The organism is Pseudochelatococcus contaminans (genome assembly GCF_014195635.1).
GTDB lineage: Bacteria > Pseudomonadota > Alphaproteobacteria > Rhizobiales > Beijerinckiaceae > Pseudochelatococcus > Pseudochelatococcus contaminans.
On the sequence record NZ_JACICC010000004.1, the window covers coordinates 391,627 to 412,652 of the forward strand.

Annotated in this window: 16 protein-coding genes; 5 read left to right on the forward strand and 11 right to left on the reverse strand. The window is 62.8% G+C overall.

The genetic code is table 11. The annotated features are described in order from the left end of the window. Positions 1-54 precede the first annotated feature (54 nt). The 4 genes from FHS81_RS10385 to FHS81_RS10400 form a co-directional block, all read right to left on the reverse strand. The gene (locus tag FHS81_RS10385) at positions 55-1,881 is read right to left on the reverse strand and encodes an ABC-F family ATP-binding cassette domain-containing protein (protein ID WP_183752643.1); all 1,827 of its coding nucleotides are present in this window, start codon (positions 1,879-1,881) and stop codon (positions 55-57) included. A 123-nt stretch (positions 1,882-2,004) separates the two neighbouring features. Beyond that, positions 2,005-2,646: a DUF1254 domain-containing protein gene (locus tag FHS81_RS10390; protein WP_183752645.1), complete on the reverse strand. Its 642-nt coding sequence runs from the start codon at positions 2,644-2,646 to the stop codon at positions 2,005-2,007. Further along, entirely contained in the window at positions 2,643-3,236 is a 594-nt protein-coding gene (locus FHS81_RS10395; RefSeq protein ID WP_183752647.1) for a DUF1214 domain-containing protein, read from the reverse strand. Before FHS81_RS10395 ends, FHS81_RS10390 begins: the two co-directional genes overlap by 4 nt. Positions 3,237-3,314: 78 nt before the next feature. Then, a complete protein-coding gene (locus FHS81_RS10400) occupies positions 3,315-5,570 on the reverse strand; it encodes a PBP1A family penicillin-binding protein (RefSeq protein ID WP_183752649.1) in 2,256 nt (751 codons plus the stop codon). A gap of 172 nt (positions 5,571-5,742) precedes the next feature. On the opposite strand from FHS81_RS10400, the gene FHS81_RS10405 reads away from it, so the two are divergent. Beyond that, on the forward strand, positions 5,743-6,309 hold the full coding sequence (locus FHS81_RS10405) for a YcgN family cysteine cluster protein (protein WP_183752651.1): 567 nt from the start codon (positions 5,743-5,745) through the stop codon (positions 6,307-6,309). A 21-nt stretch (positions 6,310-6,330) separates the two neighbouring features. Here the strand turns inward: FHS81_RS10405 and FHS81_RS10410 are convergent, their stop codons facing one another. Further along, positions 6,331-6,846 carry a VOC family protein gene (locus FHS81_RS10410; protein ID WP_343052469.1) on the reverse strand — a complete coding sequence of 172 codons (516 nt, stop codon included), beginning with the start codon at positions 6,844-6,846 and terminating at the stop codon, positions 6,331-6,333. Positions 6,847-6,860: 14 nt separating this feature from the next. After that, entirely contained in the window at positions 6,861-7,256 is a 396-nt protein-coding gene (locus FHS81_RS10415; RefSeq protein ID WP_183752655.1) for a DoxX family protein, read from the reverse strand. A gap of 236 nt (positions 7,257-7,492) precedes the next feature. Between FHS81_RS10415 and FHS81_RS10420 the strand changes: the two genes are divergently transcribed. Next, on the forward strand, positions 7,493-8,413 hold the full coding sequence (locus FHS81_RS10420) for a LysR family transcriptional regulator (RefSeq protein WP_183752657.1): 921 nt from the start codon (positions 7,493-7,495) through the stop codon (positions 8,411-8,413). Between the two features lie 106 nt (positions 8,414-8,519). Here FHS81_RS10420 and FHS81_RS10425 read toward each other — a convergent pair whose 3' ends face one another. Further along, the gene (locus tag FHS81_RS10425) at positions 8,520-8,864 is read right to left on the reverse strand and encodes a DUF1491 family protein (protein WP_183752659.1); all 345 of its coding nucleotides are present in this window, start codon (positions 8,862-8,864) and stop codon (positions 8,520-8,522) included. A 146-nt stretch (positions 8,865-9,010) separates the two neighbouring features. On the opposite strand from FHS81_RS10425, the gene galE reads away from it, so the two are divergent. After that, the gene (gene galE, locus FHS81_RS10430) at positions 9,011-9,985 is read left to right on the forward strand and encodes a UDP-glucose 4-epimerase GalE (protein ID WP_183752661.1); all 975 of its coding nucleotides are present in this window, start codon (positions 9,011-9,013) and stop codon (positions 9,983-9,985) included. Positions 9,986-10,104: 119 nt separating this feature from the next. Here the strand turns inward: galE and FHS81_RS10435 are convergent, their stop codons facing one another. Together FHS81_RS10435 and FHS81_RS10440 are read right to left on the reverse strand one after the other, a co-directional pair. Continuing rightward, positions 10,105-10,362: a hypothetical protein gene (locus FHS81_RS10435; protein ID WP_183752663.1), complete on the reverse strand. Its 258-nt coding sequence runs from the start codon at positions 10,360-10,362 to the stop codon at positions 10,105-10,107. A gap of 170 nt (positions 10,363-10,532) precedes the next feature. Continuing rightward, entirely contained in the window at positions 10,533-12,071 is a 1,539-nt protein-coding gene (locus tag FHS81_RS10440; protein WP_183752665.1) for a YifB family Mg chelatase-like AAA ATPase, read from the reverse strand. Positions 12,072-12,402: 331 nt separating this feature from the next. On the opposite strand from FHS81_RS10440, the gene FHS81_RS10445 reads away from it, so the two are divergent. After that, positions 12,403-12,933 (forward strand): Spy/CpxP family protein refolding chaperone, encoded by a 531-nt coding sequence (locus FHS81_RS10445; protein ID WP_183752667.1) that lies wholly within the window; start codon positions 12,403-12,405, stop codon positions 12,931-12,933. Between the two features lie 130 nt (positions 12,934-13,063). On the opposite strand, the gene FHS81_RS10450 is transcribed toward FHS81_RS10445, so the two are convergent. Together FHS81_RS10450 and FHS81_RS10455 are read right to left on the reverse strand one after the other, a co-directional pair. Further along, a complete protein-coding gene (locus FHS81_RS10450; protein WP_183752669.1) occupies positions 13,064-13,489 on the reverse strand; it encodes a universal stress protein in 426 nt (141 codons plus the stop codon). Positions 13,490-13,655: 166 nt separating this feature from the next. Then, positions 13,656-13,976 (reverse strand): 2Fe-2S iron-sulfur cluster-binding protein, encoded by a 321-nt coding sequence (locus FHS81_RS10455; protein WP_183752671.1) that lies wholly within the window; start codon positions 13,974-13,976, stop codon positions 13,656-13,658. Between the two features lie 410 nt (positions 13,977-14,386). Here FHS81_RS10455 and FHS81_RS10460 point away from each other — a divergent pair, with 410 nt between their 5' ends. Continuing rightward, entirely contained in the window at positions 14,387-20,926 is a 6,540-nt protein-coding gene (locus FHS81_RS10460; RefSeq protein ID WP_183752673.1) for an apolipoprotein A-IV repeat region-like domain-containing protein, read from the forward strand. The last annotated feature ends 100 nt before the right edge of the window (positions 20,927-21,026 follow it).

Genomic DNA, 21,026 nt, shown 5'->3' on the forward strand with positions numbered 1-21,026 from the left:
AAACCTTCGAGCAAAGCGCACACCGCCTTGCCCGAAGGTTTTTTTACTCCAAAGTCAGCCTTCCAGCTCTTCGCGCAGCATTTCCAGCCGCAGCCACTCTTCTTCCGATGCCGCGCGGTCCTGTTCGGCTCTCGCAAGCAGTGTGTTGACCTTTTCGAACTTGGCGGGTTCCCGGCTGTAAAGCTCGGGGTCGGCCAACAGATTTTGCAGTTTAGCGATATCGCGTTCCAGCGCCGCGATCCGCTCCGGCAGGGTTTCGAGCGCGTGCTTTTCCTTGTAGGAGAGCTTGCGCTTTTTCTCCGTCTCAGCCACGGCTGTTGATGTCGCTGCGGGTTTCGATTTTGCGGCGGGCCGGGTGTCGGCGGCGCGCGCGGTTACGCCCTCGCCGCGTTGGGCCAGCATGTCGGTGTAGCCGCCGGCGTATACCTGCCAATGCCCCTTCCCTTCCGAGACCACCACCGCATTGACCGTGCGGTCCAGAAAGTCACGATCATGGCTGACGAGGATGACCGTGCCGGGATAATCGGCAATCATCTCTTCCAGCAGATCGAGAGTTTCAAGGTCGAGATCGTTGGTCGGTTCGTCCAGCACCAGAAAATTCGACGGTAGGGCCAGTGCGCGCGCCAGCGTCAACCGCCCGCGCTCACCGCCAGACAGCACGGAAACAGGGGTGTTCAACTGGTCGGGCGAGAACAGAAAGTCCTTCATGTAGCTTGCGACATGCTTGACCGTTCCGCCTACGGTTACGGTATCGGTACCGCCCCCGGTGAGCGCGTCCTTGAGCGTCGTCTCGGGTGATAGCGTGGCGCGGCGCTGGTCCAGGAAGGCCATTTGCAGGTTGGCCCCAAGCTTGACGGTGCCGCTGTCCGGCACAAGATCGCCGGTGAGCATGTTGAGAAGCGTGGTTTTGCCTGCGCCATTCGGCCCTACGACGCCAATGCGATCGCTGCGCAGGATGCGGATGGAGAAGTCATCCACGATCACGCGCTCGTCCGCACCCTCGCCGAAGCGCTTGTGCAGGTTCTTTGCTTCCACCACCAGCTTGCCCGAGGTTTCGCCTTCGGTCACCGTAATGGTGACGGACCCCGTAGCGCGGCGGTGCTCGCGGAAAGCCTTGCGCATGTCCGACAGTTCACGCACACGGCGCATGTTGCGCTTTCGCCGTGCGGTGACGCCATAGCGCATCCAGTCATCTTCAGCCGCGATCTTGCGCGCCAGCTTGTGATGCTCGATTTCCTCCTGCTCCAGCACGGTGTCGCGCCATTCCTCGAAAGCGGCAAAACCTTTTTCGAGGCGGCGCGCAATACCGCGATCCAGCCAGACCGTGGCGCGCGACAGGTTTTCGAGGAAGCGCCGGTCATGGCTGATGAGCACGAGCGCCGACTTCATCGAGCGGATTTCGCCTTCCAGCCACTCGATGGCCGGCAAATCAAGGTGGTTGGTCGGCTCATCCAGCAGCAGAATATCCGGCTCGGGCGCCAGCACACGGGCCAGCGCCGCGCGGCGCGCTTCACCGCCTGACAGATTTTTCGGGTTTTCCGCACCGGTGAGGCCAAGCTGTTCCAGCAGCCAGAGCGCGCGATAAGCTGCATCCCCCGGCCCCAGCCCTGCCTCGACATAGGCCAGCGTGGTGTCGAAACCGGAGAGATCCGGTTCCTGCGGCAGATAGCGGACGGTCGCGCCCGGCTGCACGAACCGCGTGCCGCTGTCGGCATGCACATCACCGGCCGCGATCTTGAGCAGCGTCGACTTGCCGGAACCATTGCGCCCGACAAGACAAAGCCGTTCACCCTGCGACACGGAAATCTCCGCGCCGGTGAGCAGCGGCGTGCCGCCGAAGGTGAGATGAATATCCTGAAGCAGAAGAAGAGGTGGAGCCATGTCGTCTCAATAACCGGGATCGGCGGGATATGCCAGAGCAGTTTGCGTTCGAATCGGCCCCTCTGGCGGAGGGCAAATCACGGCAAAACAGGAGGTGCGAAACACGCGCCGCGAACTATGCCATCATCGATAATTGTCGCAGCGCAGGCTGGAGGCCACCGCACGCGTAGTGTCGCGCAAGCTCGGCATCGGCACCATGACGCGGTAAACCGCCAGCCCATGCTGAACCTCGACGCCATGGCGGGCAGGCACGATGAAGCGGACATCGCGCGCCTCGTCGAGCGGCACGTCGAGGGCCTGCTCCGGCGTCAGCACCAGCAGGGACAGTTGCCCCGCCTGCGCCACCTCATCCGTGACGGCATACAGCACGCTGCCATCCGGTGCATGCAGTGAAAGACCGCTGAAACCATCTGGAACCTGAGCGCGGACATGCTGCGCCCCTTTCGCAAGATCGAAGCGGCAAACCATCGTGATAAACGCCGGATCGGGCCACGGCGGGTTGAAAATGCCCTGACCGGGCTCCACCGGCAGGGGCGCGCGCGCCGCCGCCTCACTGGTCAGCCGGGCCACGGCGTCACGCGTGCCGGCATAGGGAATGGCGAACACCGCCACGATATGCACCAACGCCCCCAGCACCAGACCGAAGAGAATGGCAAAGACGAACGCCCCCGAAAAACGGGCCAGCATCTGCCACGGCCAGCGCCGCGCAGGCTGCCTGCGCAAGCCAAGGGCACTGTCTATCCGAAGAGCGCGCGTTTCCTTCATGGGCAAGCCAGCCTGTCGATCCGCAGCAGGCCGCCGTCCTCAATCACGCCTGTCATCGCCGATACCGACGTACCGTAAAGACGCAGGATCAGCCGGAACCCGCCTTGTCCGGGCAGCATCAGCCAGTTTCCCGGCTGCACATCGCGCGCCAGCGCAATGTCGATGGCCCCATCGGGTGTGCGGAGGATTTCGTGCGATGTGAACCCGTTGCGCCCGGTGGCGTTGGAGGGCATGTCGCCCGCGTCGTCGAAAACGGTCAACGTCCACGCCCGGGAGACGGGAACACCGCCCCTCACCGCATATGTACAGGCGCTATCGAACGCGCGTCCTTCGCTATCCTCGACGGCGTGAAAGGCCAGCCCCTCGCCTGCGCCGAGCGGCAACGCGCCCTCGCGAGCCACGACCGCCCGCGCGTATGGATCGACCGCGGCAGAGCCAATCTCCGGCCACGCCTGCCAAGGCCCCACACGCGCCTGCCCGAATGGCGGCTCGCCCATCGTCATGTAGTAAGCCGACCCCAGCCCCGTGACGGCGGCCACGGCAAGCGCGACGAGAATGAGAAAAACGGTACGCACGGAATCAGCACGCAAACCCAAGGGAACAACGAAGAATCGCGTTATCGCCCAGGCCTTGCCGCCATGCAAGCGCCGCGGCGGCGCTGGCGGACATCATGGCGGGTTAGGCGCCTGGGCCGGCACGTTTCGCGCCGCCAGTCGCTGCGGCGAATCCTGTGACGTGTCGTCTTTTGCTGTCTTGTCCTGCGATACTCCTGACGGAACCTCCCCGCCCGCGCCGGCTGTCGTCGGTTGGCTACCGGAACTCTCGGCCTCGCGAAACAACGCATCGAGCCCTTGCAGCAACTCCCAGGACTGGCGGGACAGATTGGCCGCATCGACATTCTCGCCCGCCTCCGCAGGCGCGGCGGCGATAGCCTCGGCTCCCGGCGTCACACCCGGCATGGGGCGAATGGTCTGGCCGGCATGGGCTGGCAGCATCATCGCCTTCCAGATCTGCGCCGGCAGCGTGCCGCCGGTCATGCGGTTGGCTGGCTTGTAATCGTCGTTCCCAAGCCAGACCGACGCCACCAGATTGCCGGTGTAGCCGACGAACCAGGCATCGCGATAGGCGTTCGTCGTCCCCGTCTTGCCCGCCACCGGGACACCATCAATGCGCGCGCGCCGACCCGTGCCCGCTTCCACGACCTTGATCATCATGCGGTTCATGCCTTCCGCCACTTCAGGGGGCAGAATGCGTTCCGGCGTGGGGGCATCCTTGCTGCGGCTCCAGATGATGTCGCCATGGCCATTGCTGATCTCGATGGCAGCATAGGGCTTGGCGCGATATCCGCCATTGGAGAACGCAGCAAAGCCCGCTGCCATATCCAGAACGCGCACACCCTCCGCGCCGATGGGCAGCGGCGCGGTGTTGCGCAATTCCGTGGTGATGCCCATGAGGTGGCTCATCTCGATGACGCGTTCCAGCCCCTTGCGCGCATTGCCGTGGCCCATCATCAGGGTCAGCCGTACCGGCGTTGTGTTGACCGAGCGTTGCAGGGCGGTGGTGAGCGTCATTCGTCCGGCGAAGCTGCGCCCGTAGTTATTGGGGCACCAGTTGCCGATGCACGTCGGGCCGTCGACGATCATGCTGTCCTCTTTCACCAGACCGTCAGTCATGGCGGCAGCGAAAACGAACGGCTTGAACGACGACCCCGGCTGGCGCAGCGATCCGGTAGCGCGGTTGAACTGGCTCTCGCCATAATCGCGCCCGCCGACCATCGCACGCGCCGCCCCGTCCGGGCTGAGAACGGCGATGGCGCCCTGCTTCACGCCCCAGCGCTTGCCTTCCTGCAACAATCCTTCTTCCAGCGCGGTGTCGGCCATGTGCTGGATGGAGAGGTCAAGCGGCGTGCGCACCACGAGCACCCGCTCACCGTGCAGTGCTCCCTCGCCAGCCATGGCGCGAATCTCGTCGAACGCCCAGTCCAGATAATAATCCGGGCTGGCGTCGCGGCCTCGATCCATCGGCGTCGCAGGGTTGCGCCGGGCGATTTCGGCCTGCCCCTCGCTGATGAAACCAGCCTTGACCATGGTGCCCAGCACGTCGGACGCACGGCTGCGCGCCGTCGGCAAGTTGACATGCGGCGCGTATTTGGAGGGAGCCTTGAACAACCCGGCCAGCATCGCCGCCTCAGGCAAGGTGACATCGCGCACCGACTTGCCGAAGTAGAACTCCGCCGCAGCCGCCGCACCAAAAGTGCCGCCGCCCATATAGGCGCGGTCGAGATAAAGCTTGAGGATCTCGTTCTTGGTGAGGCGCGATTCGAGCCACAGCGACAGGAACGCCTCGTTGATCTTGCGCTGGATCGACCGCTCATTGGTCAGGAACAGATTCTTCGCCAACTGCTGGGTGATGGACGATCCGCCCTGCACCACGCCATCAGCGCGGGCATTAGCCGACAGCGCTCGGAGCGTACCCACCAGGTCGATCCCGAAATGCTGATAGAATCGCCGGTCCTCGGTTGCCAGCACGGCCTTGACAAGAACCTCCGGAAACTCGCTCAACTCCAGCGAGTCGTCATGCAAAATACCCCGCCGGCCGATCTCCGTGCCATAGCGGTCGAGGAAGGTGACGGCGAACTCGGGCTTCTTCAGCCAGTCTTCAGTGGTTTCGCGGAACGCGGGCTGCGACAGCGCAAGCAGCAGCATGCCGCCCGCCACCGACAAGGTAGCGCCCTCGCTGGCGATTTCCACCGCCACGCGGCGCATGCCCGTCACGGCCAGCCGGTCTGTCTGCGCGGATATCCGCCGCCAGACTTCGCCAAGCGCCGAACCTGCGTTATAGAGAGAGGCGTCAATCCACGAGTCTGCGACAAGCGCAGCGCGCTTCAGACGCGTAAGAAAAGGCACCTTACGATAATTAAACACCGCAATCGCCCCATGAGCGAGCCTGAAGATTGTCTCAGTGGTAAAATACCTTCCGCGCCGCCGCAATCGCGTCCACCGCGCTAAACGTGGTCATGCTTAACCGGGACTTCAATTCGCGGAAGAATGTGGCGGTAACCTCACACATTGGCCACCATATTGTGTGAAAATGCACATGAATGTGACGCAGGATAATACCTGTTGGAGAATTATTTTGACGGATTCGGGATTACCGTTCTGGAAGACAAGAAAACTGCATGAAATGTCCGAACGGGAATGGGAATCCCTGTGCGACGGCTGTGGACGGTGCTGTCTAGTCAAACTGGAAGACGAAGACACAGGCCGCATTTACGCAACAGATGTCACCTGCAGACTGCTGGACGCCGGCACGTGCCGCTGCATCAACTATCCGCGCCGGCAGGAAATCGTTCCCGATTGTATTCGGTTGACGCCGGACGAAGTCGCCCGCATCCCCTGGCTGCCGCCGACATGCGGTTATCGACTGGTTCGGGAGGGGATGGATTTGCCCTGGTGGCATCCGCTGGTGTCGGGCGATCCGGAAACCGTCCACACGGCGGGCGTGTCGGTGCGCGGGCGGGTCTCGGCCAGCGAAGACGATATCGACGTTGACGATCTGCAGGAGCGCATCGTCGCATGGCCGACGCTGACGCCCGAAGAGGAAGCAGCAGAAGCCGCCACCGACCGCAAGCGCAGACGTGAGCGACGCGGCCGGAACGGTTGATGCCAACCGGCCGCGCGCCTCTTAGGTTGTCGCCAGCAGATCACGCAGATCCAGCCTTTGTGTCGTCATGGCGAGATTGCCATTGCGATCGCGCGGCCATTCCTCCGGCGGGCGATCCCAATAAAGTTCGACGCCGTTCTGGTCCGGGTCTCGCAGATAAAGCGCTTCACTGACACCGTGGTCGCTGGCACCATCAAGCTCCACACCTGCCGCCAGCAGCCGGCGCAGGGCATCCGCCAACGCGGCGCGGGTGGGATAGAGTATCGCCAGGTGGTATAGCCCCGTCGAGCCCGGCGCGGGCGGCTTGCCGCCGGCGCTCTCCCACGTATTCAGCCCGATGTGATGGTGATAGCCACCCGCCGAGATGAATGCGGCCTGGCGGCCATACCGCTGCGTCACCTCGAACCCGAGAACGCCGCAATAGAACGCCAGCGCCCTGTCGAGATCGGCGACCTTGAGGTGAACGTGGCCGATGCGCACGCCTGCGTCGATGGGGCGCGGCGTCTGCCCGTCAGGGGTGTTGACGTTTGTATTCACAGCGCCCTCCCCGATCATGCGCGCTTGCCGTCGAGGCTCCAGGCGCCCGGACCGGCAAACACGATGTAGAGGAACACGAAGGAAAACAGCGCCGCCAGCTCGCCGCCGTTCGTCAACGGATAGAAACCGCGCGGCAGGTGAAACTGGAAGTAGGCAACGGCGGTGAGACCGGAAAGGATGAATGCGGCAGGACGCGTGAACAGCCCCAGAATCAGCAGGATGCTGCCAACCGTTTCGATGATGCCGCCAATGCCAAGCTGAGAGAACAGCGGCACATTGGCAAGCGACTCGACGTAAGGAAACTGGATCAGTTTGGAAAGCCCGTGCTGCAGCAGGAACAGGCCGGATGCGATCCGCAGAATAGACAAAACCTGCGGCTGGAAGGAATTCAGTTTGGCGGCGATAGACATCGGCAATTCTCCAGGAACAACAATCGTTAGAGATAAGCGGGTAAGGGCTAACCACCTGAATTTGTGCGGCTTCCGGTTGAGCAGATCAGCCTGCTCGACAGCAATGCACCGGATGGTCGTGGCCCCGCCCGCTGGAACTGCCATGCACTATGATTGAAATTCGGGATGACAATAATCCGGTATTTATGCATATTATTTATAACTGATAGTGTGAAATTAGCGTCCGGAGCGTCCACATGCTCGACAGGTTGACAGGCATGAGCGTGTTCTCGAAGGTTGTGGCCTCCGGCAGTTTCACCGCTGCAGCGCGGCTTTCCGGCATGTCGCAAACCATGGTGACCAAGCATGTCGCCGCGCTGGAAGAGCGCCTCGGCGCCCGCCTGTTGCACCGCACGACGCGCCGCCTGACATTGACGGATGCCGGGCGCAGCTTTCATGAGGCCTGCCTGCGCATTCTCGCCGATGTCGAGGAAGCGGAAGCCGACGCTGGCGCAGGCAATGTCCGGCCCCACGGCGTGTTGCGGCTCAACGTGCCCTTCTCGTTCGGCATACGCCAGATCTCGCCGCTGCTACCGGCATTTCAGGAGGCGTATCCCGAACTGGACATCGAGTTGGGCCTCAACGACCGCGTGGTCGACCTCATCGAAGAAGGATGGGATGTGGCGGTGCGGATTGGCACTTTGGCTGAGTCGCGTCTCATCGCCCGCAAGCTCGCCCCTGCCCGCAACCTGTTATGCGCATCGCCGGACTACATTGCCCGCCATGGCACGCCGCGCACCTTGAAGGATCTGAGTCGTCACAATTGCCTCGGCTACACGTTGTCGCAGCGCCACGGCACGGATAAATGGCCCTTCGGCACATCCGGCGAGATGGCCCGCGTCTCCGGCAATCTGCGTGTCAACAACGGCGACGTGCTGGTGATCGCCGCCGAAGCTGGACAGGGCATCATCTACCAGCCCAGTTTCCTCGTCGGCGACGGCGTGCGTGCCGGGCGGCTGACGGTGATCGAACTGGACCAGCCGGTCGTCGATGTCGGCGGCGTCTACACGGTTTTTCCGCACGACCGCCGCCCACCCGCCAAGGTGCGCGCGCTTGTCGACTTCCTGACAGCCCATTTTTCACCCTCCCCGCCATGGGATGAAGGCCTGCCCATATGAGCTATTCTGGCGCTGATTTCACTCAAATCGCTCGATCGAACTAAATGAAATCCTTGATGAAATATGGCGTTTGGAGCCAGTATTCCGATTTCGCCGGAACGGAACACTATTCCTTCGCCAGATCCAGAAAGTGCCGGCCTTGGCGATCTTCGACATCGACAATCCACAGGTCCGGATCGAATTCGATTTCTCTTTGCAACCGCGCGTGGGCGGCGGCAGGGGTCGGTTCCGGCTTCAGCGGCAAGGGGGCGAACAGTCTCACACCCGTTTCCTCGTCGGCGAGGCTTTGCGGCGCGGGACCATACAGGGTCACGATTCCGTCCAGCTGATCGACCACGACGAAGATCGCGCCCGCCTCTTCCGCCCCGCGCCGACGCAGCACGGCGAACGCCCCTTCCACGGCGCAGCGCCGCAAATAGGCCGACACCCAGATTCCGCTCTTGAGCCGCATCACCATGCCTTTCAATAATGGGATGATTTTTCCGCGCGCAAGCACTAAACGATGATTCTGAACTGGCGCGGATTTCCTTGAAATGAAATCATCCGGTTCTTTGGACAAGCGCGCGCAATCGTGAAGCGCGCGCGGTGGGAGTTTAAATGGCCGTTCTCGTCACAGGCGCCGCAGGGTATATCGGCAGCCACATGGTGCTCGAACTTCTCGACAATGGTGAAACGCCCGTCGCGCTCGACAATCTCTCCACCGGCCGCCGCGAGGCCATCGCCCTCGGCGTGCCTGTGCACAACGGCGATATCGGGGACGAGGCGCTGATCGCCCGCATCATTCACGACCACGATATCGACACCATCATTCACTTCGCCGCGCGCATCAGCGTGCCGGAATCGGTTATCGATCCGTTGGGGTACTACCTCAACAACACGATGAAGACCCGCTCCCTGATCGAAACGGCCGTGCGCCACGGCGTGAAGCGGTTCATCTTTTCCTCGACCGCAACCATCTACGGCGATGCCGCCGTCTCACCGATTCCCGAAGACACGCCGTTATCGCCCATCAACCCTTATGGCTGGACCAAGCTCGTGGTGGAACAGATCCTGCGCGACACCGCCCGCGCGCATGGCCTACAATATGCGATCCTGCGTTATTTCAACGTCGCCGGCGCGGACCCGGAAGGGCGTGCCGGACAATCGACACCCACGACTCATCTCATCAAGGTGGCGCTTGCCGCGGCGCTCGGCCAGCGCCCCCACATCGACATCTTCGGGCAGGACTATCCGACCCGCGATGGCACCTGCGTTCGGGACTACGTGCATGTGTCCGATCTCGCCGGCGCCCACTCCTTGGCGCTCGCCCATCTCCGTGCCGGCGGCGACAATCTGACGCTCAACTGCGGTTACGGGCGCGGCGCGTCGGTGCGTGATGTCCTGGCGACCGTGCGCGATGTGACCGGCCAGCCGATCAACAGCCGCAACGCACCCCGGCGGGATGGCGATCCCGCGTCACTCGTCGCAGCCAACGCGCGCATCCTCGCCCTTGGCTGGAAACCGCGTTTTGACAGCCTGCCCGTCATCATCAGCCATGCGTGGGAATGGGAGCGGAGGCTCGCACCCGGCTGAGACGCATCAATCGATGCCGGCGCAAGGCAGATTACAACCCGGCAAATGCAAAACGGGAGCGTTGATACGCCCCCGCTTCATACCGTTTTCCGTTATGCCTGAAAGGCTTCTCAGCTCTTTCAGTGGCGCGGACGGGACGAGAAGCAGCCCGACCGCAGACGATCAGGAAGCCGCTCGGCAAAATCAGCCACGGCATCCTCGCCATAAACCTCGACGAGGCTGTGGAAAGCTGCGAACAACGCCGCATGAGCGATGCAATCGTCGTCAAGCCCGTCGAGACGTGCCTCCGCGAAGGCTTCCTTCAGGTAGAACAGCGCTGCCCGCTTCTCGTCCATAACCCCATGGATGTCGCCAGATTCGTTGTGGTCTATGATCATGCTCGCGCTCTTCCGGCCCTTCGACTGTCTTTAACACGCCATCATCATAGGGCCTTGAGGCCGCCACAGCCAGCAAGTTATTGCAATGCGGTTAACACGCAAGCGAATACGCATGTTGATAACAGGCCGTTGCATAGCGGCAACAACCTGCCGCGTGCGAGGACAACTCTTTACGCCGCCACGGCAATCCGGCCAAGGCCGCCGCGATAGGACAGCGCTTCGGCGATATGCACACGTCGCACCTGCTGCTCAGCATCGAGATCCGCCAGAGTCCGCGCCATGCGCAGGACGCGGTGGTAGCCTCTCGCAGACAGGCGCATGGTTTCCGCCGCATCGCGCAACAACGAAAGCCCCGCAGCATCGGGCCGGGCGACTTCTTCCAGCACCGGCGGCGGACAGCGGGCATTGGTCATGTCTCCGGGCAGGCCGAGCGCACGGAAACGTTGTGACTGTCTGTCCCGCGCCTGCCCCACCCGTGCGGCGACGGTCGCGGAGGATTCCGACGGTTGCGTCCGGATCAGATCGGCCGCTGTCACCGCCGGTGCTTCTATGACGAGATCGATACGGTCGAGCAGTGGGCCGGAAAGCCGCGCCTGATATTGGGCCATGCAGCGATCGTTCGGCTGGCGGCGGCAGGCGAAGCCCGGCTCCGTGGCATTACCGCACCGGCACGGATTCATTGCAGCTACAAGCTGAAATCTTGCCGGATAGACGGCACGGCGGTTGGCGCGGGAAATCAGCACTTCCCCGGTTTCCATCGGCTGGCGCAAACCGTCCAGCGTCTGCGGCTGGAACTCGGGCAATTCGTCGAGGAACAACACGCCATTATGCGCCAGCGATACCTCCCCCGGACGCGCATGCGCCCCGCCCCCGACCAGGGCGGCCATGGAAGCGGAATGGTGCGGAGCCCTGAACGGACGCCGGTCAGTCAACGCGCCCTCCTGCAGCAAGCCTGCAACGGAATGAATTGTCGACACTTCCAGCAGTTCACGCGGGGTGAGCGGCGGCAGGATCGATGGCAGCCGGCTGGCAAGCATGGATTTGCCGCTTCCCGGCGGGCCATGAAACAGCAAATTGTGATTCCCCGCAGCCGCGATTTCCAGCGCGCGGCGGGCGCTTTCCTGCCCGCGCACATCCTTGAGATCAGGCAGCGCGCCGCTCTCCCGTCCCACGCCGGGCTGGGGCCGGGACAGCACCTGCACACCTCTGATGTGATTGGCCAGTTGCACCAGCGATACCGGCGCGACAATATCCAGATCCCCGCTGGCCCAAGCTGCCTCAGGCCCGCACGCCGCCGGGCAGATGAGGCCCAGCCCACGCGCGGACGCAGCCATCGCGGCGGGCAGAACTCCTGCCACGGGTGTCAGCGCGCCATCGAGGCCCAATTCCCCGAGAACCGCATATCCGGCCAGCGCATCCCCCGGTATCGCGCCAATCGCCGCCATGATCGCCAGTGCGATCGGCAAGTCATAATGCGAGCCTTCCTTGGGCATGTCCGCCGGCGCAAGGTTGACCGTGACGCGCTTGGCGGGCATCGCCAGGCCCGAAGCAACCAACGCCGCCCTCACCCGCTCACGAGACTCGCCGACCGCCTTGTCCGGAAGGCCGACGATGGAAAAAGCCACCGCCCCGGATGAAACCAGCACCTGAACATCGACTGGACGCGCCTCGATCCCCTCGAAAGCAACCGTCGCCACACGCGCCACCATACCCCTGTCACCTGCTCCCCTTGCAAACTGTCAGGCACCATAGATTGCACCGAACAGACTCGCAAGAACAATAAAGGAACATATAACAGATAATTGTCAATTTGCAGATATACAAATATAAAAATAGCCATTTCAGAAACAACATGAGACTAAATTAAAATATTTTGTTAAATAATACTGCAATTTTTCTCTGAAATAAAATAATAAAATTTCATTAACAATTCAGGCAGCATTGAGACGACCACCTTAATGAAAATTAATTTGAACATATCGCTCCATGAATGCATTCTTTTGTTGTCGCAACATTGCGCAGTCGAAAGGATCATGGGACATGAAAAAGACCCTCGTTGCCGCCTCCGCCGCCGCTCTTCTCGTCGCAGGCGTGGCCCCGACCTTCGCCCAGGCCGACAAGCAGGATAAGCCCGCAGCAGAGCGTTCGGATTCAGACCGCCAGCGCGGCCCGCGCTTCAGCGCTGAAGACCGTGCTGCATTCACGGCGGCACGCATTGCGGCACTCAAAGCCGGTTTGCAGCTGACGTCCGCACAGGAGGCCAACTGGGCCGGACTTGAGACGGCACTCCGCAACGCCGCAGACGAGCGGGCCGAACAGCGCGCTGAGCAGCGTGGCGAGCGGTCGCGTCCCGACGGGCTTGAGGTTCTCAACCGTCAGGCAGAACGCCTGCGCGATCAGGCAGAACGCCTCACCAAGATTTCGGAAGCAGCCAAGCCGCTGTTCGACAGCCTCGATGACGCTCAGAAGCGCCGCTTCGGTGTGCTGCTGCGCGACACGCTCTCCTTCGGCCCTGGCCCCGGTCCCCAGCACGGCGCTGGTCACGGCCCGGGCCCTCACAAGGGCAAGTAATTAAGGGTAAGTAATATTGTTCCTGCCGCTATTGTCGGCGGGTCTGCGTCAAGCAGAAAGGCGGGTGTGGATGTCCACACCCGCCTTTTCTATATTCAAATGTCCGGTTATCCGGAGCGGGCCGCAGAGATCACTCGCGCAGAACCAGCACCGATGACGTCGCATGGCGAACGATGGTCGCAGCATTTGAACCGATGAGATAGGTGGAGACGCCGGGTTGGTGCGACGAAACGACGATCAGGTCCGCCCCGATTTCCGCCGCCTCTTCCAGCACTTCATTATAAACAGCGCCGATGCGGACGACTGTCGAGACGCGCTCCGGCGGCAGCGCCACTTCCTTGGCGAATTCCGCCAGCTCCTCGGCAGCCAGACGCGCCTGTTCCTCATCGAAATTCGGCGGTACGAACTCGACGAACGACACCGGCAGGATGGAGCGGATATAGATCAGCCGCACGGTGCCGCCGGACTCGCGCGCCAGCGCCGCTGCCCTTGTCACTGCCTGACGGGCGATTTCGAGATCTGCCAGATCGACCGGAACGAGTATTTTCTTGAACATGGCGCGTCTTCTCCTTCTCGAAGCATCCCGAATGATATCGCCGGAATCAGTAAACCGGAAAGCCCTTCTTCCGGCGTTGTCAGATATCAATTAACCGCCGCTGACAACCCTTCGGTTGAAAGGTGATCGACAGCGTTCAGTTACGCTATGAGAAGAGAGTGTTGCTTCACGCTTGCCGCGCGGGTGTATGAACAACAAGGCCGTCGAGATCGTCGCGTATCCGGATCTGGCACGAGAGGCGCGAGTTGGGCCGCACGTCGAGCGCAAAATCCAGCATGTCCTCTTCCATCGGGTCCGGTTCGCCGACAGCGTTCTGCCATGCCTCATCCACATAGACGTGGCACGTCGCACAGGCGCAGGCGCCGCCGCACTCGCCGACAATGGCTGAAACGGAGTTGCGAACAGCCGCTTCCATGACAGTCGAACCCGTGGCGGCCTCCACGACCATGACCCCACCGCGCGCATCGACAAATTTAATGAATGGCATGAAAAACCCTGCTATTCGAGCAAGTTATGACAAAATGCGGAGGCTGCGCCATCCACCCCGGCCTGCACCCCGGCCTGCCGGAAACTCTGTTACTTTAGAATCTCTAACAAAACATCATGCGACAGGCCAGCCGGGGCTTGAGTCAGGCTTCTCCATGTTGCTCCGCCATGCAACGGAGCGGCGAAGACCTCCTGTCAGAGGCATAAAGCCTTGCAGCGAAAGGTTTGCATCGGCGTTTACCATAAGATTAATATCTTATTAAGGAAACGCCGAAGCGGCTCTCGGCGGGTTTTCTTTATGCACTGTAAAGTTTAATCTCGTTGCAGAAATGAGTGTATGGCCAGGCTCAACGGTCTGTCATGTCGCGCTGCATGCCGAAAGGCGTCAAGCGCACGTAAAGAGGCGGAAAGATGGTTCAGAACAGTAAGCGTATCGACACAACGGCGGAAGCCCTGTCTGCCATTGAAGAGGCGCTGAACCTTGTCAGCACGCCGAAAGACAAGCCGGCCCAAACCGCGCCTGCTCAAGCCGCGCCTGCTCAAGCCACCCCCGCCAAAGCCGCCCCTGCCCCATCCCCGGCAGGCAGTGCGGCGGCCAAAGACGCGACGCCACCCGGCCAGAAGTCTGCCGCTGGAACCGAAACTCCGCAACCATCGAAACCGGCCATACCTGTATCTCCCTCCGTCTCATCGTCTGTTGCAGGTTCTTCGCCGGCCACGAGCGCGCCACCGGACAGCAGCGAGTTACGGGCCCCGGCATTCGCCGCATCGAACCCATTCGACGACCAGCGCAAGACAACCGATGCCTCAGAGTTCGCGGAACTGCTCAACCGCGCGACCGATGACATCGGCTCGTCGCGGCAGGGCCTGCCGCGTGCGGAACTCCCCCGCGCAGACTCCCTCACCCCGCGCGCAGATCTGGGTTCATCGCGGGACGACGGCCGAACCGTCGTGACCCCCGGCCCGGCCCAGCCCGCCAATGACGACAGGGAGGCCGTGGGCGCGCTGCTGCAACTGCTTCAGCGTCAGCCATCCTCGGCGCCCTACTGGGCAGCGGCCGGCATGTCCGTGTTGTGGACGGGCGCGGTGGCGCTGTTCTTCTTCCTCCAGCGCGATGTCGCGAACGTCGGATGGCTGTCCGCGGCGGCCTCGCTCGACATGCCGGACCGGGCGCTTTTCGCCGGAGCGGTCGCGGGGCCTGTCATCCTTGCGTTCGTACTCGCCACGCTGCACGCCCGCACCCAGGAACTGCGTCAGGTCGCCCGGGCGATGACAGGCGTGGCCGTGCGTCTCGCCCAACCCGAAACGCTGGCCACCGATTCCGTCGCCAGCCTGTCGCAGGCTGTACGGCGCGAGATGGTCGCCATGGGCGACGGCGTCGAGCGGGCGCTGGCGCGCGCCGGTGAACTCGACACGCTGGTTCGCACCGAGATCGCGACCCTTGAACGCTCCTACGCCGACAACGAAGTGCGCATTCGCGGCCTCATCGACGAGCTGGTGGTGCAACGCAATGCCATCGTCGGAACCGCCGAGCGTGCCCAAACGGCGATTACCGCGGCTCACAGCTCGCTGGTGAAGGATATCGAATCCCGCAGCGGCACGTTGACGGAATCCCTGTCAGCGGTCGGCGCGCACATCACGGAAGCCATCGGCGCGAGGGGCGAGGAGCTGTCACGGTCCCTGACCGAGGCCGGCGAGAGCGTCGTTCGCAACATCGAAACGCAGGGTGACAGTCTCGGCACGCGGCTGGCAGACATCAGCCGCAGCATCGACGAGCGGCTGGCCAGCGTCGGAGAAAATCTCTCCTCATCCCTCGACCGCAAGACGGCCGAAATCAGCCGCGAGCTGACGGCAACCGGCGAGCAGCTCGCGAAGGTACTCGGGGACAGCACCACGCAGGCAACCAAGGCCTTCTCCGATACAAGCGTGACGGTCGCGCAGTCCATCGCCCAACAGGCGGAAGAGGTCAACGGCATCCTGAAGACCACCGGCGACTCGCTTGCCGTTTCGCTGAGCCTGCACGGCGAAGAGGTCAACCAGCGCCTGATCCAGACAGGTCAGGACATCACGAGCGCCATCGACGAGAGCGGCACGGGCCTTGCCGAACGTCTGGCGCAGACTGGCGATGCCATCCGCAAGGTCATCGTGGATGACGGCTCTGCCCTTGAAGCCGACATCGCCCAAACCGGCGAGCGTCTGTCGAAGACGCTTACGACGCAGATCGAAACCGCCCGCACGACTTTCGAAGGCAACACAACCGCGCTGTCCACTGCCTTTTCGCAGCAGACAAACACGTTGCAGGGCTTCATTCAGCAACAGGTCGAGGCCACGCAATCCACGCTTGCGTCTGTGGGACGCGAGGTCGTTCTGGCCATTGCCACACAAGGCGTGCGCGTCAACGAGGCGCTGACGGAAAGCGTCAGCGGCGTGGCGCAGACCATCGGCGAGCGGGGCAAGGAAGTCGATGAAGCTCTTGGCCGCCGCCTCGCCTCCTTCGAATCCTTCGTCCAGCAGGGCGGGGAGCATCTCGACCGCACGCTGAGCAATAATCTGGGTCTCATCCAGTCGACGCTCGGCGAGCGCACGGCGGGCCTCGACAAGCTGCTCGGCAGCAGCCAGAAGAACCTTGAGAACATCTTCACCAACCAGATCGACACTTTGCAAGCGGCGGTCACCGACAGGTCGCAGGCCGTCGACAAACTGTTCGGCGCGCGGCTGCAGGAGTTCAACGGCTTCACGGGCAAGCTCGACAGCACCTTGGGAGATCTGGGCGAAGCCCTCGGCGGGTTCATCTCCGTGCTCGACAATTTCAAGTCGACCTTCAACGGGCTTGAAAACACACTTGGCGGGTTCAACACCGTTCACGGCCAGTTCGAAACGACGTTCGCCTCCGGCAAGACGCAGCTCGACACTGCCCTTGGCAAGGGCCTCAAGGAACTTGGCGAGATTCTGGATGCGCGCGGCAAGGATCTGTCTGGCCAGTTCAACGAGCACGTATCCGGCGTTCGCACGGCCCTGACACAGGGCGCGCATGCACTGGGCGGCATCACCCGCCAGATCGTTCAAGCGGTGGAGACGTCCGTTTTCGACAGCGCCGAAAAGCTCGAAAGCGCTCTCAGCACCCAGCTTGCAGGGTTCGAGCAAGCAATTGTGACGCGTGGCGAGGCCATCGACGGCCAGTTGGCCGCACGCCTCATCAGCCTCAACGACACGCTCGACAAGGGTGACGCGAAGCTGGAGATCACGGTCGGTCATCTCGTTACAGCCGTGGATGACACGGTTGGCTCAGGCGCCGACAAGATCGAAAGGCTGCTCGACACCCGCCTCGCAGAGTTCGAGCAGACCGTGGCGGCGCGCGGCGAGGCCATCGACGGCCAGCTGGCCGAGCGCCTCAACAGCCTCAACGACACGCTCGACAAAGGCGGCGTGAAACTTCAGGCAACCGTCGGGCAGCTCGTTGCAGCCGTGGATGACACGGTTGGCTCAGGCGCCGACAAGATCGAGAGGCTGCTCGATACCCGCCTCGCAGGGTTCGAGCAGGCCGTGGCAGCGCGCGGCGAGGCCATCGACGGCCAGCTGGCCCTGCGCCTCAACAGCCTCAACGACACGCTCGACAAAGGCGGCGTGAAACTTCAGGCAACCGTCGGGCAGCTCGTTACAGCCGTGGATGACACCGTTGGCTCAGGCGCCGACAAGATCGAAAGGCTGCTCGACACCCGCCTCGCAGAGTTCGAGCAGGCAGTGGCGGCGCGCGGCGAGGCCATCGACGGCCAGCTGGCCGAGCGCCTGGCGAGCCTGCACGACACGCTCAACCTGGGCGGGACTCAGCTCGAAACCACTGTGGACAGGTTTGTCTCTTCGGTGGATGGAGCCGTTCTGGCCTGCACGTCACGCATCGAGGATACATTGACCGGCCAGTTCGCCGGCATCGAGAAAGTCGTCGCCGCAAGCACCCAGGCGCTCGACGACAACCTCTCTGCCCGCCTCAATGGCCTGCGCTATACACTGGACAAGGGCAGCCTTGCGTTCGAGAACGCCATCGAGGTTCTCTCCGCATCCATCGACGGGACCATCAGCAACGGTGCAGCGCGTTTTGAGAACGTCGTGAGCGCACGCATCTCCGGCTTCGAGGATGTGGTAAGCGAGCGCAGCGCGGAACTGGACGAGCGGCTGGGACAGCGGCTGGACAACCTGCACGAGACGTTGGGTCAAAGCCAGCACCTGATGAACGGTGCCGTGACGCGCCTCTCTACTTCGGTCGAGGAGACCGTCAGCCGGCTCTCCGCCACCGTGGACGCATCCATCGGCGACGGCGTGGACAGGATCAGCGGCACGCTCCGTGGCCATCTCGAACGCTTCGAGAGCGGATTCGGCCAGCACGCGCATGCGCTCGATGCACAGATGTCCGAACGGCTGGCGGCATTCCAGGCCGGCATCGCGAACTTCCGCAACGAGGTCGAGGGACCGCTGTCCGAGAGCCTTGAGAACTTCCGCACGACGATCGTCACCGGCGGCGCAGAGCTTGATTCAACGCTACTGGCCCGCCTGTCGGCCTTGCGCGACATCGTGGACACGCGCGGACAACAGCTTGATAACCTGCTCGGCGAGAAGCTGGCGATCCTTGAGGATACCGTGGTTCGCCGCGGCGGCGACATCGCCGGCCGTATCTCTCGCGATACCGAAACGCTATCGACAATCGTCGAGACAGGTCTGAGCCATATCGAGACACGCATCACCGGGCCGGCGCGTGAGGCGGCGGAACGCATCGTCTCCAGCACGCGTGAGGCCACGGCCCTGCTCGAAGGGCAGATCGAAATCTTCGGCGAACGTACCACGGCACGCACGCAGGCGGTTGGCGACACACTGGAAACGCTGGTCAGCGGTATCGAGACACGCATCGACGCACGCGCCAGCGCCATCAACCAGTCGCTTATAGAGCGCGCCACGGATATTTCCCGTACCCTCGCGGACGGCAGCAGGCTCGCTATCGAGGCGCTCGCCGGGCAGGCTGACGAGATCGGAACGGTCATAGGCCATCATGGCGAAGAACTGACGCGCAAGCTGACGAATCAGGCGACAGCCATCGATTCCAGCCTCGTTCGCTATATCGAAAGCCTTGAAACGACGCTTGGCGGCCGTGTGGAAGAGCTCGATACGGTCTTCAGGACGGGCGGCATCGGTCTTGCCCGGAGGCTGGAGCAGCAGCGCGAAGCCATAACCGCCGACTTCTCTGCCGCCGGCGATGCCGTTGTGCGTTCCATCGAAGCGCAGAGCGCCACGGTGGCGACGGCCTTGCAGGAACGGGGCGATGCATTGTCTGCCCGCGTCGCTGAACTGAGGGAAGAACTTGCCGGCACCATCGGCGGCAGCGCGGAACGGGCGGTCGAGGCGCTGGCAAGCGCGAACGACCGCGTGAGATCTGAACTCGACGATGTTGTCGGACGTGTGTCGGACGCGAACGTCTTGCTGAAGCGACTGGCACAAACGGCGGGTGGCAACCTGTCGCTGATCGAACGCGACCTGTCCGAACGGGTGACGGCGCTGCAACAGGTTCTGGAGGCTCTTTCCAACGAGGGGGCACAGGCAACGAACGGTCTGCGCGAGCAGATCGCAGCGTTGCAGGGTGTCGCATTGCAGGCAATCGCCGAGTCCGGCAAAGTCGCCGGCAGCCTCGCGGAACAGGGCGAGGAAGTGTCTCGCTCCACTCTTGCGCACGTCAGCGCTCTGAACAGGGCGGCACAGTCACTTGCAACCCTTGAGGAACGCATCGGAGAGGCGCTGGAAGCACGTCGCTCGACGCTGGAAGAGACGGTCACGAGCCTCAATATCCGTGCCGGCGACATCGAAACGATCACGCGGAAGTTCGATGAAACGCTGGGCCAGTCGCTCGAAACCCTCGATGAGAGAGCGCAGCGCGTGAGCGCAAACCTGCTTGGCACGACGGAAGCCGCGCGCGCCGGAATCGCCGAGCAGGTGCGGCGTCTGGACGAACTGACCACGGACCAGCGCGAACGCACCATCGCGGCGCTACGCGAGTCCTACGAAACCGTCATAGCCGAAATGCGCGCCGACCTCGACACCGCAACGGGACGGTTCCGTGCATCGGCACACGATATGCAGGCGACGGTCAGCACCATCCGCAGGGATCTCGAAGACACCCGCGGCGTGTTGCAGACCAGCCTCGAAGCCTTGCCGCGCGAAGCCGCCGAAAGCACCACCGCGATGCGCCAGGCCATAGCCGACCAGATCAGCGCCATCAATGCGCTGTCGGATGTGGTGGCGCGCGCCGGGAGCATCGGCGAGGTGTCGCAGCCTCTCGCTGCTCCGGCACGCCGCCCCTTCCCGGCCCGGCAGTTCGACGCGCCAGCGCATGATGAGGATGTGGTTGCTGCAATCCGGGCCGCGACACAGGTGTCCCCTGCGGCCAAGCCCAAACCCGAACAGCCCGCAGCCCGCAAACCAGCTCAGGTAGCGGCGGAGCCGACGGCACGCCCCGCCAATCGCTCGGAAGGCGCAAGCCGCAGCTGGCTGACGGACCTGCTGATCCGCGCCTCGCACGAGGACGAGGAGCCCATGCCTGTCAGCAAGACCGACAGCCGCGGCGACAAAAATCTTGTCACGCTTGATGCAATTTCGGGAGAAATCGCTCGCGCCATTGACCATGACGCGGCAGTGGAACTGTGGGAACGCTACCGCCGGGGCGAACGCAACGTGTTCACCCGCAGGTTGTACACCCTGCAGGGGCAGCGGATTTTCGATGAAATCGGCCGCCGCTACGAAAGCGAATCGGACTTCCGCGAAACGGTAGATCGCTACATCGCCGAGTTTAACGCCCTGCTGACCAAAATCGGCGAAAACGACAAGGGACGGACGATGGCGCGTACGTATCTGACGTCGGAGGCCGGCAAGGTCTATACCATGCTGTCCCACGCCACCGGGCGTCTTTCCTGAAAGGTGGAATTGCCTGACGGCGCAGCGTCGTAAATCAGCGTTCCCTCGTGCGATGATCTGGACATCGTGCGAGGGAAGCTGCATAAGGGGTAGAGGTCGC

Coding starts and splice junctions, on each gene's coding strand:
- FHS81_RS10385 (WP_183752643.1), bottom strand. CDS start 1,881: ATGGCTCCACCTCTTCTTCTGCTTCAGGATATTCATCTCACCTTCGGC.
- FHS81_RS10390 (WP_183752645.1), bottom strand. CDS start 2,646: ATGAAGGAAACGCGCGCTCTTCGGATAGACAGTGCCCTTGGCTTGCGC.
- FHS81_RS10405 (WP_183752651.1), top strand. CDS start 5,743: ATGAATGTGACGCAGGATAATACCTGTTGGAGAATTATTTTGACGGAT.
- FHS81_RS10415 (WP_183752655.1), bottom strand. CDS start 7,256: ATGTCTATCGCCGCCAAACTGAATTCCTTCCAGCCGCAGGTTTTGTCT.
- FHS81_RS10420 (WP_183752657.1), top strand. CDS start 7,493: ATGCTCGACAGGTTGACAGGCATGAGCGTGTTCTCGAAGGTTGTGGCC.
- FHS81_RS10425 (WP_183752659.1), bottom strand. CDS start 8,864: ATGCGGCTCAAGAGCGGAATCTGGGTGTCGGCCTATTTGCGGCGCTGC.
- galE (WP_183752661.1), top strand. CDS start 9,011: ATGGCCGTTCTCGTCACAGGCGCCGCAGGGTATATCGGCAGCCACATG.
- FHS81_RS10435 (WP_183752663.1), bottom strand. CDS start 10,362: ATGATCATAGACCACAACGAATCTGGCGACATCCATGGGGTTATGGAC.
- FHS81_RS10440 (WP_183752665.1), bottom strand. CDS start 12,071: ATGGTGGCGCGTGTGGCGACGGTTGCTTTCGAGGGGATCGAGGCGCGT.
- FHS81_RS10445 (WP_183752667.1), top strand. CDS start 12,403: ATGAAAAAGACCCTCGTTGCCGCCTCCGCCGCCGCTCTTCTCGTCGCA.
- FHS81_RS10450 (WP_183752669.1), bottom strand. CDS start 13,489: ATGTTCAAGAAAATACTCGTTCCGGTCGATCTGGCAGATCTCGAAATC.
- FHS81_RS10455 (WP_183752671.1), bottom strand. CDS start 13,976: ATGCCATTCATTAAATTTGTCGATGCGCGCGGTGGGGTCATGGTCGTG.
- FHS81_RS10460 (WP_183752673.1), top strand. CDS start 14,387: ATGGTTCAGAACAGTAAGCGTATCGACACAACGGCGGAAGCCCTGTCT.